The sequence below is a fragment of the Ferrovibrio terrae genome, from assembly GCF_943372915.1.
Taxonomy (GTDB): Bacteria; Pseudomonadota; Alphaproteobacteria; order Ferrovibrionales; family Ferrovibrionaceae; genus Ferrovibrio; species Ferrovibrio terrae_A.
In genome coordinates, this window is the sequence record NZ_CALSAN010000005.1 from 95,680 (window position 1) to 109,473 (window position 13,794).

General features: G+C 64.5%; 16 protein-coding genes and 1 pseudogene. 2 read left to right on the top strand and 15 right to left on the bottom strand.

Features of this window, described 5'->3' with window-relative positions:
• Nucleotide 1: 1 nt before the first annotated feature.
• Nucleotides 2-460 carry a YaiI/YqxD family protein gene (locus AAG821_RS05295; RefSeq protein WP_341893945.1) on the top strand — a complete coding sequence of 153 codons (459 nt, stop codon included), beginning with the start codon at nucleotides 2-4 and terminating at the stop codon, nucleotides 458-460.
• Here the strand turns inward: AAG821_RS05295 and AAG821_RS05300 are convergent.
• The 3 genes from AAG821_RS05300 to AAG821_RS05310 all read right to left on the bottom strand — a co-directional run bounded on the left by AAG821_RS05300 (nucleotide 457) and on the right by AAG821_RS05310 (nucleotide 1,210).
• A complete protein-coding gene (locus tag AAG821_RS05300) occupies nucleotides 457-681 on the bottom strand; it encodes a hypothetical protein (RefSeq protein ID WP_341893944.1) in 225 nt (74 codons plus the stop codon). The two genes, AAG821_RS05295 and AAG821_RS05300, sit on opposite strands and share 4 nt — an antisense overlap.
• 33 nt (nucleotides 682-714) lie before the next feature.
• Nucleotides 715-912: a hypothetical protein gene (locus AAG821_RS05305; protein ID WP_341911476.1), complete on the bottom strand. Its 198-nt coding sequence runs from the start codon at nucleotides 910-912 to the stop codon at nucleotides 715-717.
• A gap of 88 nt (nucleotides 913-1,000) precedes the next feature.
• Entirely contained in the window at nucleotides 1,001-1,210 is a 210-nt protein-coding gene (locus AAG821_RS05310) for a cold-shock protein (protein WP_341893942.1), read from the bottom strand.
• A gap of 346 nt (nucleotides 1,211-1,556) precedes the next feature.
• Between AAG821_RS05310 and AAG821_RS05315 the strand changes: the two genes are divergently transcribed.
• The gene (locus AAG821_RS05315; protein WP_341911478.1) at nucleotides 1,557-2,654 is read left to right on the top strand and encodes a hypothetical protein; all 1,098 of its coding nucleotides are present in this window, start codon (nucleotides 1,557-1,559) and stop codon (nucleotides 2,652-2,654) included.
• Here the strand turns inward: AAG821_RS05315 and AAG821_RS05320 are convergent.
• The 12 genes and pseudogenes from AAG821_RS05320 to AAG821_RS05375 form a co-directional block, all read right to left on the bottom strand.
• Nucleotides 2,651-3,844, bottom strand: coding sequence for a pentapeptide repeat-containing protein (locus tag AAG821_RS05320; RefSeq protein WP_341911480.1), 1,194 nt, complete (start codon nucleotides 3,842-3,844; stop codon nucleotides 2,651-2,653). The two genes, AAG821_RS05315 and AAG821_RS05320, sit on opposite strands and share 4 nt — an antisense overlap.
• A gap of 160 nt (nucleotides 3,845-4,004) precedes the next feature.
• The gene (locus AAG821_RS05325; protein ID WP_341911482.1) at nucleotides 4,005-5,402 is read right to left on the bottom strand and encodes an NAD(P)(+) transhydrogenase (Re/Si-specific) subunit beta; all 1,398 of its coding nucleotides are present in this window, start codon (nucleotides 5,400-5,402) and stop codon (nucleotides 4,005-4,007) included.
• A gap of 10 nt (nucleotides 5,403-5,412) precedes the next feature.
• Nucleotides 5,413-5,694 (bottom strand): annotated as a pseudogene (locus AAG821_RS05330) (proton-translocating transhydrogenase family protein); the annotation flags it as partial.
• Between the two features lie 20 nt (nucleotides 5,695-5,714).
• Nucleotides 5,715-6,866, bottom strand: a complete 1,152-nt coding sequence (locus AAG821_RS05335; protein ID WP_341911484.1) for a Re/Si-specific NAD(P)(+) transhydrogenase subunit alpha — start codon at nucleotides 6,864-6,866, stop codon at nucleotides 5,715-5,717.
• A 61-nt stretch (nucleotides 6,867-6,927) separates the two neighbouring features.
• A complete protein-coding gene (locus AAG821_RS05340; RefSeq protein WP_341911486.1) occupies nucleotides 6,928-7,065 on the bottom strand; it encodes an aa3-type cytochrome c oxidase subunit IV in 138 nt (45 codons plus the stop codon).
• A 141-nt stretch (nucleotides 7,066-7,206) separates the two neighbouring features.
• Nucleotides 7,207-8,106, bottom strand: coding sequence for a putative metalloprotease CJM1_0395 family protein (locus AAG821_RS05345; RefSeq protein ID WP_341911488.1), 900 nt, complete (start codon nucleotides 8,104-8,106; stop codon nucleotides 7,207-7,209).
• Between the two features lie 99 nt (nucleotides 8,107-8,205).
• A complete protein-coding gene (locus AAG821_RS05350) occupies nucleotides 8,206-8,409 on the bottom strand; it encodes a hypothetical protein (protein WP_341911490.1) in 204 nt (67 codons plus the stop codon).
• Nucleotides 8,410-8,463: 54 nt separating this feature from the next.
• Nucleotides 8,464-9,807, bottom strand: a complete 1,344-nt coding sequence (locus AAG821_RS05355) for an AarF/ABC1/UbiB kinase family protein (RefSeq protein ID WP_341911492.1) — start codon at nucleotides 9,805-9,807, stop codon at nucleotides 8,464-8,466.
• On the bottom strand, nucleotides 9,807-11,615 hold the full coding sequence (locus AAG821_RS05360) for a M3 family oligoendopeptidase (protein ID WP_341911494.1): 1,809 nt from the start codon (nucleotides 11,613-11,615) through the stop codon (nucleotides 9,807-9,809). Before AAG821_RS05360 ends, AAG821_RS05355 begins: the two co-directional genes overlap by 1 nt.
• 86 nt (nucleotides 11,616-11,701) lie before the next feature.
• Complete coding sequence (locus AAG821_RS05365; protein ID WP_341911495.1) at nucleotides 11,702-12,142, bottom strand: PaaI family thioesterase; 441 nt, start codon at nucleotides 12,140-12,142, stop codon at nucleotides 11,702-11,704.
• Nucleotides 12,139-12,639 (bottom strand): PaaI family thioesterase, encoded by a 501-nt coding sequence (locus AAG821_RS05370; RefSeq protein ID WP_341911497.1) that lies wholly within the window; start codon nucleotides 12,637-12,639, stop codon nucleotides 12,139-12,141. Before AAG821_RS05370 ends, AAG821_RS05365 begins: the two co-directional genes overlap by 4 nt.
• Complete coding sequence (locus AAG821_RS05375) at nucleotides 12,639-13,619, bottom strand: NAD-dependent epimerase (RefSeq protein WP_341911499.1); 981 nt, start codon at nucleotides 13,617-13,619, stop codon at nucleotides 12,639-12,641. The genes AAG821_RS05370 and AAG821_RS05375 overlap by 1 nt, the downstream gene beginning before the upstream one ends.
• Between the last annotated feature and the right edge of the window lie 175 nt (nucleotides 13,620-13,794).

Below are 13,794 nucleotides of genomic sequence, written 5' to 3' on the forward strand. Positions count from 1 at the left end.
CATGACGAGCGTTTACGTGGATGCCGATGCCTGTCCGGTCAAGGACGAGGTCTATCGCGTGGCCGAACGCCATGGCGTGGCCGTGGTGGTGGTGGCCAACAGCTATATCCGCATCCCGCGCAGCGACCTGGTGCGGCTGGAGGTGGTGGCCGAGGGGCTGGACAAGGCTGATGACTGGATCGCCGAGCATGCCACGCCGGCCGATGTGGTGGTCACCGCCGATGTGCCGCTGGCGGCGCGCTGCGTGAAGGCCGGCGCGCTGGTGCTGGGGCCCAATGGCCGGGCGTTTTCCGCCGCCTCGATCGGCATGGACCTGGCGACGCGCAACCTGATGACCGAGCTGCGCGATGCCAACCCGACCGGGCGCGTCGGCGGCGGGCCGAAGCCGTTTTCACCGAAGGACCGCTCGGCCTTCCTGCAGGCGCTGCATGACGCCGTGCTCAGGCTGAAACGGGCTTAGCCGACGCGCTCCAGCGACTTGATCGGCCCGCGCGGGCGGCCCGACTTCTCGGCAATGTCGCGGTCCTGCGCCTCGATGAAGGCGCGGGCGACATCCTGCTCGTCGTCAAACTGGCCGAACTTGTCGACCGGCACCTTGCGGTTCGAGGTCTGGGCGCCATCCTGGTAGGTGACGTTGAACATCGCGAAGGCGGAATTCGGATTGAATTTTTTCTTGGCCATGGGGGGTACTCCGGGGGCTTTTACGCAGGCAGCTCAGTTTTGGCCCGGCTCAGCGCTGCCCGGCTCGTCGGTGCCCGGCTCGTCAAGACTGTCGCCATCTTCCGGCGGCAGGCCGGCGGCCTTGCGGCGTTCGGATTCCTCCTGCCGGCGCTGCAGCTTCTCCTGCTTCTTCTGTTCCTTGGCGCGGGTGCGTTCGGCGCGCTGCTGGTTGTAATTCGGCTTGAACGCCATCGCGCGCCCTCCCGTGCAATCCTGTCATCCTGAAAAGCGAAGGGGCGCCCGTTGCCGGACGCCCCCCGATACCTTGCGGCCTGTTGGCTCAGAGAGCCTTCAGGTTCACCGCCGAGGTCTTGCCGCGCTTCGGGTCGCGCTGTTCCTCGAAGGAGACCTTCTGGCCTTCATTCAGGGTGCTCAGACCAGCGCGCTCGACAGCGGAGATGTGGACGAAAACGTCCGCGCCGCCAGCTTCCGGCTGGATGAAACCGTAACCCTTGGTGCCGTTAAACCACTTCACAGTGCCGTTGGCCATGTGTGTATTCCTCGTCTCAGATGGTAGCAGCGACGCACTCATGTGCGGCGCATCAGACTATGTCCAGGGGCTTGTGGTCTGGACACCCATCGAAGACGAAGGGGTAACAGGCCGGCAGTCCGTAGTAGAATGACGCCCCTAACATAGGGAGTTTTGCCATTCCTGCAAGGCCGGCAGATCGGAAAGACGCCGCCGCCCTGGCATAAGTCGACCAAGTATAACGCAAAACTGCCCGGCCGGTTCCCCGGCTGCGGCGCCAATACCTGCAATTGCTGGCCGATTTGCGATTGATTCACACCGGACCCGGGGGTAATCAGGCGGCTCCGGAGCGGAAGACCAAGCAAAAATGACCGCCGATCACCCCCTGGCCGAAAGCACCGCCCTGCGGCAGCTGCATACGATCCTGTTCGATCTCTGGCGCTTTGGCAGCAATGCGCTGGTCGGCTGGCGGCCGTCGCGGCTGGGCATCGAGATCATCACCCTGCCCAAGGTGCGGCTGTTCACCGACCACGGCCGGCATCTGCCGGTGTTTGCCGAGGGCAGCCTGATGGAGGGCGGCAAGCTGGACGAGGCCGCCCGCCTGCTGGAGGTGCAGCCGGTCGAGCTGCGGCTGGAGACGCCGATCGGGCCCGGCCCCGGCGAGATCGCCCCGGCGCTGGTCGAGCGCATGTTCCGGCTGTTCACCGTGAGCAAGACGCAGCATCGCGCCGTGCTGCTGCTCGATATCGTCGGCTTCTCCAAGGCGAGCCCGGAGGACCAGGCGGCCCAGCTCACCACGCTGGAATTCTCGCTCAACCTGGCCGAAGAGATGGCGCGCGGCCATGGCCTGGGCGTCAGCTTCGGCCGCACCACCACCGGCGACGGCTTCTATGTGTGGAACGAGCGCTCCGGCCTGCGTGCCGATATCGACTTCTTCTGCGCGGTGGCGATCTTCCAGATCCTGTTCGCCGCGCTGCGCCGCACCGCCACCACGGCCGCCGCCGTGCCGGTGCTGCGGCTGTGCCTGAGCATTGGCAGCCATTTCCTCTACCACCAGCCGCGCAAGGACGGCAGCGATGGCGGCGCCTTCATCGTCGGCGATGTCACCATCAAGGTGGCGCGCCTGATCGGCACCGCGGCGCCGGACCAGATGCTGGTCGGCGATTTCGAGCGCCCGCTGGGCCTCGGCCACAAGAGCTGCAACACCGAAACCTTCTTAAGTGCAGTGAGCGAGCGGCTGGCGAGCCTGAAAGAGCTGCGCGTGCTGGGCTATCGCATCGACCGCATCAGCTTCTACCTCACCGGCCCGCGCGATGCGGAAGGCCGTCATGCCCCGATGCTGATCCGCATCACCGACAAGCATGGCTTCGAGCATGGCTGCTACAACGCCAAGCTCAATGCCTTTGCCGAACAGGGCGAGCCTTATTACTGCGGGCTGCAGCACACGGATCTGGAAACCCGCTAGCGCCGGCAGGCGGCGAGGTCGAAGCCATCCAGCCGGGCGCCATCAAGCTGGGCGCCGGTGAAATCGGTGGCGAGATGCCGGCCGCTGAAGTTGCCGTCGCCCTGATAGATCGGCAGGCGCCCGGGATTGGCGCCGCGCAGATCGGCCCAGCGCAGATTGGCCTCGATGAAGCGCAGGCCGGCGATACGGGCCTCGGCAAAGCTGGCGCCGGCGAGATTGGCGCGCAGGAAACTGGCGAGCAGCAGGCTGGCACGGTCGAAGCGGCAGCCGCGCAGGTCGCAGTCGCTGAAATCGGCACCATCCAGCTCCAGGCCGGAGAAGTCGTGATAGGGGAAGCCCTGGCCGGCCAGGCTGAGCTGGCTGCCTGTCGCGCCATCGGACTGCATCCAGGCGCGATGCTGTGCAATCGCCGCCGCCAGATCGGGGGCGAAGTCCAGCGCCGTCACCAGCCGCGGCGCGGTCTCGAAGCCGGCCGCATCGGTGCCGCGGATCACCGCATCGGTGAAATCGGCGCCGGCCGCACTCACCTTCTCCACCGTGGCATTGACGATCTGCGCGCCGGTCAGCTTCGCGCCGGTCAGCCGCGTGCCGACCAGCTTGGAATCGCTCAGGTTCGCGCCGCTCAGATTGGCATAGGACAGATCGGCATCGCGCAGGTTGCTGCCGAAGAAATTGGCGCCCGACAGATCGGCGCCGACCAGCGAGGCGCCGCTGAGATCGACGCCGGAGAACTGGGCCCGCGAGGCGGTGGCATATTCCAGCAGGCAGTTGCTGAGATCGGAGACATCGATGCCGGCGCGGATCTGGCTGGCGGCGCCGTCGCGATGCTGGCTGGGCCGCATCATCACGCCGCCGCGGAAATCGGCCTCGACCAGCACGGTGTTGTTGAGATTGGCGCCGCGCAGCGTGGTGCCGCGCAGGATCGCCCGCGTCAGGTTGGCACTCTGCAGGTCGGCCCGGGCCAGATCGGCGCCGAACAGGTCGGCCTCGGCCAGGTCGGCGCGCGACAGACGGGCCGAACGCAGGTTGCTGCCGGCCAGCCGGGCGCGCTGCATGGCGCGGCCCTCGAAATTGGCGTTCTCAAGATCCCGATGCGCCAGGTCGAGGATGTCGGCCGCAAGGCTGCCGGGATCCCAGGACAGAGGGTCATGGGAGGCGAGCGGGATGCGATTATGAGTAGCAGTGGTCATGGCGTTGCGATTTTTGCGGGCGCCTGTTTACCACATCCCGTTCGTATACAAAGGACTCTCTTTTATACCGGTTCAAAAATGAAACGGCCCGAATCGCGAGATCCGGGCCGTCTGGAATTGTCAGACTACAATTTTCTCAGGGCGTTACAGCCCTTTGGGGTCAGAGCCCCTTCACGATGTCCTCGACCATCTTCTTGGCGTCGGCCAATAACATCATCGTGTTGTCCTTGTAGAACAGCCCGTTGTCGATACCCGCGTAACCAGACGCCATCGAGCGCTTCACGAACAGCACGGTCTTGGCCTTGTCGACATCGAGAATCGGCATGCCGAAGATCGGGCTCTTGGGGTCGTCGCGCGCCGCCGGGTTGGTGACGTCGTTGGCGCCGATGACGAAGGCAACATCGGCGGTCTGGAATTCGGAGTTGATCTCCTCCAGCTCGAACACCTCGTCATAGGACACATTGGCTTCGGCCAGCAGCACGTTCATATGGCCCGGCATGCGGCCCGCCACCGGATGGATGGCGTATTTCACTTCCACGCCCTCTTCCTTCAGCTTGTCGCCCATTTCGCGCAGCGCATGCTGGGCCTGCGACACCGCCATGCCATAGCCCGGCACGATGATGACCTTGCCGGCATTCTTCATGATGAAGGCGGCGTCATCGGCCGAACCCTTCTTGTAGGGACGGTCCACCTTTTCGCCGCCGGCTGCCGCCGAGGTGTCGCCACCGAAGCCGCCGAGGATGACGTTGAACAGCGAGCGGTTCATGCCCTTGCACATGATGTAGGACAGGATCGCGCCCGAGGAACCGACCAGCGCGCCGGTGACGATCAGCGCCGGGTTCTGCAGGGTGAAGCCGATGCCGGCCGCGGCCCAGCCGGAATAGCTGTTCAGCATCGAGACGACGACGGGCATGTCGGCGCCGCCAATCGGGATGATGATGGTGAAGCCGACGATCAGCGCCAGCACGGTGACGGCCCAGAACAGCTCGCGGCTGGGCGCCATGCAGAAGGCGACGACCAGGGCGAGGATGGCGAGGCCGATCAGGGCATTCAGGTAATGCTGGCCCTTGAAGATCACCGGGCTGCCCGAGACCAGGCCCTGCAGCTTGGCAAAGGCCACCAGCGAACCGGAGAAGGTGATGATGCCGATCACCACGCCGAGCGACATTTCGATGCGCGCCGCCACCGTGAGCTGGCCGGCCGCATTGAGAATGCCGTAGGGCGCCGGATTGTAGAAGGCTGCCGCCGCCACCAGCACGGCGGCGAGACCGACCAGGCTGTGCATGGCGGCCACCAGCTGCGGCATCGCCGTCATCTGGATGCGCCGCGCAAGCACTGTGCCGACGCCGCCGCCGATCACCAGGGCGACCAGCACCCAGACAATCGAACCCGACAGGTCGCCGAGATTGGCGATGGTGGTGACCACGGCAATGCCCATGCCGGTCATGCCGTAGAAGTTGCCCTTGCGGCTGGTTTCCGGCGAGGACAGCCCGCGCAGCGCCAGGATGAACAGGATGGAGCTGACGAGATACAGCAGCGCAGTCAGTTGGATCGACATAGCGCGGCCCTCACTTCTTTTCTTTTTTCTTGTACATCGCCAGCATGCGCTGCGTGACGAGGAAGCCGCCGAAGATATTCACGGCGGCCAGCGCGATGGCGAGCAGGCCGAAAATCTTGGACGCGTCGAAGGTGGCTGAGGCACCGGCGGCGATCAGGGCGCCAACGATGATGACCGAGGAGATCGCGTTGGTGACGCTCATCAGCGGCGTGTGCAGCGCCGGCGTCACGCTCCAGACCACGTAATAGCCGACGAAGCAGGCCAGCGCGAAGACCGTGAGCAGCGAGAAGAAGGAATATACCTCACCCATGATCAATTCCCCTCTTTCAGCTGCGGATGGACAATCTGGCCGTCGCGCACCACGCAGGTGCCCGTCACCGTCTCGTCCTCGAGATTGAACTTGAAAACCTTGCCATCCTTGTCCCAATGCGGGCTGAGGAAATTCCACAGGTTCTTGGCATAGAGGTTGGAGGCATCGACCGGCACGCGGCTGGGGTAGTTGCTGTAGCCGACGACCTTGACGCCGTTCACATCCACCACCTGGTCAACCTTCGACAGCGGGCAGTTGCCGCCGGACTCAACTGCCAGATCGATGATGACCGAACCCGGACGCATGGAGCGCACCATTTCCTCGGTGACCAGCACCGGCGCGGGCCGGCCGGGAATCAGCGCGGTGGTGATGATGATATCCTGCTTCTTCACCGTTTCGGCGATCAGGGCGGCCTGCTTGGCCTTGTACTCGGCCGACATTTCCTTGGCGTAGCCGCCAGCGGTCTGCGAGCTGCGGGCTTCCTCGTCATCGACCCAAACGAACTTGCCGCCCAGGCTTTCAACCTGTTCCTTGGTGGCCGGGCGAACATCGGTGGCCGAGACCACGGCGCCGAGACGCTTGGCGGTGGCAATCGCCTGCAGGCCGGCAACGCCGACACCCATGATGAAAACGCGGGCCGGCGCGATGGTGCCGGCCGAAGTCATCATCATCGGGAAGGCGCGGCCGAAATGCTGGGCCGCATCCAGCACCGACTTGTAGCCGGCGAGATTAGACTGCGAGGACAGGATGTCCATCGACTGGGCGCGCGTGATGCGCGGCATCAGTTCCATGGCGTAGGCCGAGATGCCGGCGGCGGCATAGGCCTTGACCTGGTCGCGCTGCTGCAGCGGCTGCAGGGCGGCAACCAGAACCGCGCCTTTTTTCAGCAGCGCCAGTTCGTCATTGCCCTCGGCCGCCGTCATCGGGCGCTGCACCTTCAGCACCAGATCGGCATCGCCGAGCGTGGCCTTTGCATCGGCGCCGATCTGCGCGCCCATGGCGGTGTATTGATCGTCGGGGATATCGGCCGCCATGCCGGCGCCGGTCTCGACAACAACCGTGCAGCCCAGGCCGACGAATTTCTTCACCGTTTCCGGCGAGGCCGCGACGCGCTTTTCACCGGCGCGACGTTCCTTCGGTATTCCGATTTTCATGATTGGACTCCCCCCGGGACGCGAAATCGGCGGCACCCGCGGGCGCCGCCGGGCAGATCAATCAGACCACGAAGATCGCCAGCAGGATCAGCAGGATGATGATCGCGATGCTGCTCCACTTGGTCATTGTCATGAAACCAGCCCAGGCTGCCTTGTGCTGGCTGATGTCCATGGTGCCCATCTTGTGCTCTTCGGCCATAGTACCCTCTGATCGGTCGGTTTAGGGATTAACGTCGCTAGACGCTTGAATCGGGCGGGATATTACGCTGCCGGCAGAAGCCCGCACAACCCTTCACCCACTTGGGGGCGGGCCGATCCTTGGCCGGTTTCACCGGTCATTTCAGGCAATAAGCCCAACCAGTTGGCCGATCCGGCGGTTGGCCGCCGTGATGCGCGCCTGTCCGGCGGGATCAGCCGGGGTCGCGGGGCCGGCCTGCCCGGTGGTTTGGGCTGTGGCTGCGTCAGCCTCACCGGCTTCGGCCTCCTGCTGTTCCCGTTCGGCCCGCTTTTCCTCGCGGATCTGGGCCAGCGCCTGCAGCCGCAACTGCGCGGCCGCAGCGGCCACCGCACGGTCCTGCCCCGAGGGATCGGCCGGCGCCAGCGCGGCAGCGGCCACCTGCGTGGCCTTCTGCAACGTGGCCTCGGGATCATTCTCGGCGCTGAGATCGATGGCGACCTCGCCCGAGGTGGCATACATCTGGCCGTCCGGTCCGCGGGTGTAACTGTAGCTGGGCGCGCCGGCATGGGCACCACCGGCCGCCGCATGGGCGCGCTCATGGGCCCGCACCTTGGCATCGATCTGCTTGAGCTTGGCGACCTGCGCCTGTTCCTCTTCGCTCAGCTCGCCGGATGCGGCAGCATCGCTGCGGCCGGATTGACCGGCCTCCTGTGCCGTCAGCAAGGTGGCCCCGGCCAGCCGTCCGCCGCCGGTGGCGACAGCACCGCCGGACGCGGATGCAGAGCCGGAATTGCGGCGCGGCGCGAAGCCAGTCTGCTGCTGGCCCTGCGGTTGCTGACTCTGCTGTTGCTGGGCCTGCTGCTGCTGGGCGGCGCTGGCGGCTGACAGAGACAGGCCGGGGAACTGCGCCTGCAGGGTGGCGCGATTGAGGGCACCATGCTCACCGCAATCCAGCGACGCGCAGACAGCACTGCCGTCATTGGCCAGGCTTTGCGGCGTGGCCGTCGAACTGCCGTAGCCCTGGATCGTGCCCGGCGAGAAAAGCGACAGGCTGCCGATCATGCCCGCTGCCGTGAAATGTTGTTACAGAGTTTTATTTTCGGCGCAAAACCGGGCCGCGGCAACCGGAAATCCGCACGGAATCAGCGCCTGCGCCGCCCGTCAATGCCTGCGGCGCTGGCCCACCCGGGTCAGCCGGGTGCCGTTGCCGCGCGGGACCGGCATGTCGCCCGTATCAGGCTGCACGCCATGGGCGCCATAGACCTCGTCGTCGCTGCCGCGATGGCGCTCAAGGTCGGTTTCAAAGGCCTGCGGTTCATGGCCGGCGGATGGATCAGCAGGATGGATCGGCTTTTGCGGTGGCATGGCGGATCTCCAGATTTGCTGTGCTTCCCCGCGGCTGCGTGACGCCTGACTGCCTCAGGCCGGGGCGTCGAGCCCGGCCGTCTTGAGCGCGGCTTTCTGCCGCTTTTCCAGGGCTTTCACATCGAAGTCCGCGATCAGGTCCTGGAACATGCGGTGCCAGTTGATCTCAGCCTTCAGGTGCAAGAATACACCACCCAGGCCAATCGCGGCACGGTCCATGAAGACAAATTCGCGCGACGGGGTGACACCGCCCAGCTCTTTCAGCCGGTGATGCACCTTTTCCGCCACTTCACGGCCATAGACGCCGCTGGCCTCCATCTCCTGGATGCGGCGCGGGCGATCTTCCAGCAGTGGCGCATAGACGAATTCGGCCCAGAGGTTGAGCGTGTCGATCACCTCGTTGCTTAAGCCCGTGAAGCCCCAGGTTTCGTAGGCATGCACGGCGAGCGCGCGGTCGTTGGTGGAAATGGCGCGATAGAGATCGATCACACCGCCAACGAATTTGGGCGGGAAGATGCGCACGCAGCCGAAATCGAGCAGGTTGATACCGAGATCGTCGCGCACCGTGTAATTGCCCAGATGCGGATCGCCATGGATCACGCCGCAGCGATAAAACGGCACATACCAGGCGCGGAACAGATTAAAGGCGATGCTGTTGCGCGTCTCCTGCGGTGCATCCTTGAAATCCATCAGGCGTTTGCCGTCGAGCCAGCCCATCGCCAGCAGGCGCTTGGTGGTCAGCTCGGGCACCACGGCCGGCACATGCACGCCGGGCTCGTCGGCCAGCATGGCGCTGTAGAGCCGCATATGGCGGCTTTCCAGTTCGTAATCCAGTTCCTCGCGTAAGCGCGCGGCGATCTCGTCATGGATATGCGTGGTGTCGATGGCCGCATCGTAGCGGCGATAGATGCCGAAGATCAGGCTGAGCTGGCGCAGATCGGCTTCCACCGCCGAGGCCATGTCGGGATATTGCAGCTTCACCGCAAGGTCGCGGCCATCCAAAGCGGTGGCCCGATGCACCTGGCCGAGGCTGGCGGCCGCCGCAGCAGTGAGATCGAAGGCCTTGAAGCGCGCCTGCCATTGCGGCCCAAGCTCGGCCTGCATGCGGCGCTTGACGAAGGCCTGGCCCATGGCCGGCGCATTGGCCTGCAATTGCGCCAGCTCCTGCACATATTCTTTCGGCAGCGCATCGGGGATGGTGGACATGATCTGCGCCACCTTCATCAGCGGGCCTTTCAGGCCACCGAGCGCATTGCGCAGATCGACCGCATGCTGGGCGCGGTCCATCTTGACGCCGAGCACGCGTTCGGCGCCCAGCCGTGCTGCCAGGCCGCCGACCGACGCGCCAACCCTGGCGTAGCGGCGGACGCGGCCCAGCGTGCTGTCGCGCTCTGTCATTACGAGAGCTGCTCAAGCTCGTCGATGAAGCCGGAGATCACGCCGAGCCCCTTCGACCAGAAGGCAGGGTCGGAGGCATCGAGGCCGAAGGGCTTGAGCAACTCCTGGTGCCGCAGGGTGCCGCCGGCCTTGAGCATGGCGAAATACTTGTCCTGGAAGCCGGCCTCGGCATCCTGGTAGCGCGCATAGAGCGCATTCACCAGGCAATCGCCGAAGGCATAGGCGTAGACGTAAAACGGCGAATGCACGAAATGCGGGATGTAGCACCAGAAGGTGCTGTAATCCTGGTCCAGCTTCAGCGCCGGGCCGAGGCTTTCCTTCTGCACGCCCATCCAGATCTCGCCGATGCGGTCCGGGGTCAGCTCGCCCTCGCGCCGCGCCGCGTGAAGATTGCGCTCGAATTTGAAGAAGGCGGTCTGGCGCACCACCGTGTTGATCATGTCCTCGACCTTGGAGGCCAGCATGATCTTGCGGCGCTCGGGTCCGGCGGCATCCAGCAGCGCGCGGAAGGTGAGCTGTTCGCCGAACACGGAGGCGGTTTCCGCGAGCGTCAGCGGCGTATCCGACATGAGCGGACCCTGCTCGGCCGCCAGCAGCTGATGCACGCCATGACCCAGTTCATGCGCCAGCGTCATCACGTCGCGCGTGCGGCCCTGGTAGTTCAGCAGCAGATAGGGATGCGCGCTCGGCACCGTGGGATGCGCGAAGGCACCGGACGCCTTGCCCGGCCGCGCGGGGGCATCGATCCAGGCATTGTCGAAGAATTTCTTGCCCAGCGTGGCCAGTTCCGGCGAGAAGCGGCCATAGGCCTTGAGCACGATGTCGCGCGCCTCGTCCCAGGCGATCACGCGATCATTGTCTTCGGGCAGCGGCGCGTTGCGATCCCACCAGTTGAGCTTGCTGGCGCCCATCCACTTCGCTTTCAGCTTGTAATAGCGGTGCGACAGTTTCGGGTAGGCCGCCGTTACCGCATCGGTCAGCGCATCGACCACCTCGGGCTCGACGCAGTTAGACAGATGGCGATAGGCCTCCGGCGTCGGATACTTGCGCCAGCGGTCCTCGACTTCCTTGTCCTTGATCAGCGTATTGGTGATCAGGGCGAACAGCCGCACATTCTGCTTGAAGACCTTCGCCAGCGTCTTGCCGGCCTGCTTGCGCGTCTTGGCATCCTTGTCAGAGAGCTTGTGCAGCACCTGCTCGGCGGTCAGTTGCTCCTTGCCATAGGGGAAACGCAGCCCCGCCATGGTTTCGTCGAACAGGCGGTTCCAGGCGGCGCGGCCGGCGACGGCTTTTTCATGCAGCAGCCGTTCGAGTTCATCATCCAGCTGATGCTCGCGGAACAGCCGCAGATCGCGCAGCCAGGGGCCGTAATGCGCCAGCTTCGGCGATTCCAGATACTTCTTCTCCAGCGCCGCTTCCTCGATGCGGTTCAGCTCCAGCGTCAGGAACAGCAGCTTGGTGGTGATGTCGTTCAGCTTCTCCTGCATGTCCTGGTAGAAGCCGGCGACCTTGGGGTCGGCCATGTCGCCGGCATAGGCCAGCGAGGCGTAGGAATACATGCGGCCGATCAGATCCTGCAGCGATTCGTATTCGGCGATCACGCCGGCCAGCTGGTCGCCCGAAGCCGTGGCGATCCTGCCCTTCCAGTCCTGCTCCAGCTTGGCGCAGCGCGCCGCCACGGCAGCCAGATCGCGCTTCAGCTCGGCGGATTCGAGCCCCGGATAGAGATCGTTCAGATCCCATACCGGCAGGGCACCGAGATCGTTGGCGACGGGGGGAACGGGAGAAACGGCGGCGGGGGAAGCCATGGGAAGACCCTTTGTTTTATAATCGCTCCAGTATATGGGCATTGGCAGCCGGTTTGACCAGCCCGCCCGTCATACCAAAGCCGTGATCAGGCCAGCAGGAAATGCGCGTGGGCGGCGGCGACCGGGCGGGCCGCGTCGTCCTGCCAGGCCTCGGCGCGCACATTGGCAACGCGGCGGCCATGCTTGGTGATGATGGCGCGGGCAAAGGTTTCCACCGGCCGCGCCGAGCGCAGGTAATCCACCTGCAGGTCGATGATTTTCGGTATGCGGTCGGTCTCGGCCGACCAGATCAACTGCACGATGGCAACCGATTCCAGCAAAGCGCCGACCACGCCGCCATGCAGGGCCGGCAGGCGCGCATTGCCGATCAGCTTGGGATCGGCCGGCAGCACGCAGATCAGTTCACCCTCGTTTTCACCCGCCTTCACGGTGAGACCGAGAAAGCGGAAATACGGCACCGCCGCCAGGAAAGGCGTGAAGTCGCGCCTGGCGCGAGCCTCGGCGATCAGGGTGGCGAAATCGCTCATGCCTGCACCCCGGGGATTTTGGTGCCTTTGGGCAGCGGCGGCTTGTCGGACGAACCGATCATGAAGGTGGCGACGCAATTGGCGACCAGATCATCCGGCGTATCCGGGTGATAGGCACGGGCGCGCACGAAGGCGATCGAGCGGGTCAGCTTGTAGCATTCCGCCGTGGCATAGACGGCCTTGTGCGCCAGCGCCGGCTTCAGATAGTCGATGCGCAGATCGAGCGTGGCGACCGCCTGCAGCTTCTGCATCGCCGCGAACACCGCCATGCCGGCGACGCTGTCGACCAGCGAGGTGATGGCGCCGCCATGCAGGATGCCGTTGGCCGGATCGCCGACCAGATCGGGATTGTAGGGCAGCGACAGCGTGACATGGCTGCGCTTGACCTCGATCACCTCGACACCGAGCGCGGCGCAATAGGGAATCCCCTGACGGATCATGGCCTCGACCATCTTGGGGTCGATGCCATCGGCGCTCAGCTGGGGGATTTCGCTCATCAGATCATGTTGTGGTAACGACGATACCACTCGACGAAGCGCGGGATGCCGACATCGATCGGCGTGGTGGGCGCAAAGCCGGTGTCGCGCTGAATGGCCGAAATATCGGCATAGGTGGCCGGCACGTCGCCTTCCTGCATGGGCAGCAGCTGCTTCTCGGCCTTGCGGCCGGTGGCCTGCTCGATCAGCTCGATCATGCGCAGCAGCGGTTCGGACTTGCTGTTGCCGATATTGTAGACGCGATAAGGCCGGCCCTGCTCGTTGGGCGGCGGCGGATGATCCAGCGTCTTGATGATGCCGCTGACGATATCGTCGATATAGGTGAAATCACGCTGCATGTTGCCGTGATTGAACACCTGGATCGGGCGACCCTCGAAGATCGCCTTGGTGAAGATGAACATCGCCATGTCGGGCCGGCCCCAGGGACCGTAGACGGTGAAGAAACGCAGCCCGGTCTGCGGGAAGCCGAACAGATGCGCATAGGCATGGCTGATCAGCTCGTCGGCCTTCTTGGTGGCGGCATAGAGCGAGATCGGCGAATCAACCCGGTCTTCCACGGCGAAGGGCAGCTTGGTGTTGCCGCCATAAACCGACGAGGACGAGGCGTAGACCATATGCTCGCAGTTTTTCAGGCTGCGGCAGAATTCCAGCATCACGGTATGGCCGAGCACATTGGCGCGGATATACGCGTATGGATTGACCAGCGAATAACGCACACCGGCCTGGGCGGCGAGATGGATCACTTTCGTGATATCGACACCTTTGGCCGCATCCCGCACCGCATCAGGCTCGGCGATATCGACCTGGAAAAATTTGAAGCCTTTTTTGCCCTGCAACTGCTCGAGTCGTGCGTGCTTGAGGCGCGGATCGTAATAATCGTTCAGATTATCGAGACCGATCACCTCTTCGCCGCGCTGCAGCAAAACCTGCGCGACATGAAAGCCGATAAAACCAGCGGCGCCGGTGAGCAGAATGGCCATAAAACGTCCGATACGGGCTGCGGTGTGATTGACTACCTCGGGCTATCTACCAGAATCACTTGAAAGAGCAACCGGCCCCGGGCGCGGCGCAGGACCAGCGGTTTTCCCTCGACCCAGCGGGTGGACCGCCCTATAATTAGGTAAGTAATGCTGACCTAATTGGCGGCGGCCGAAC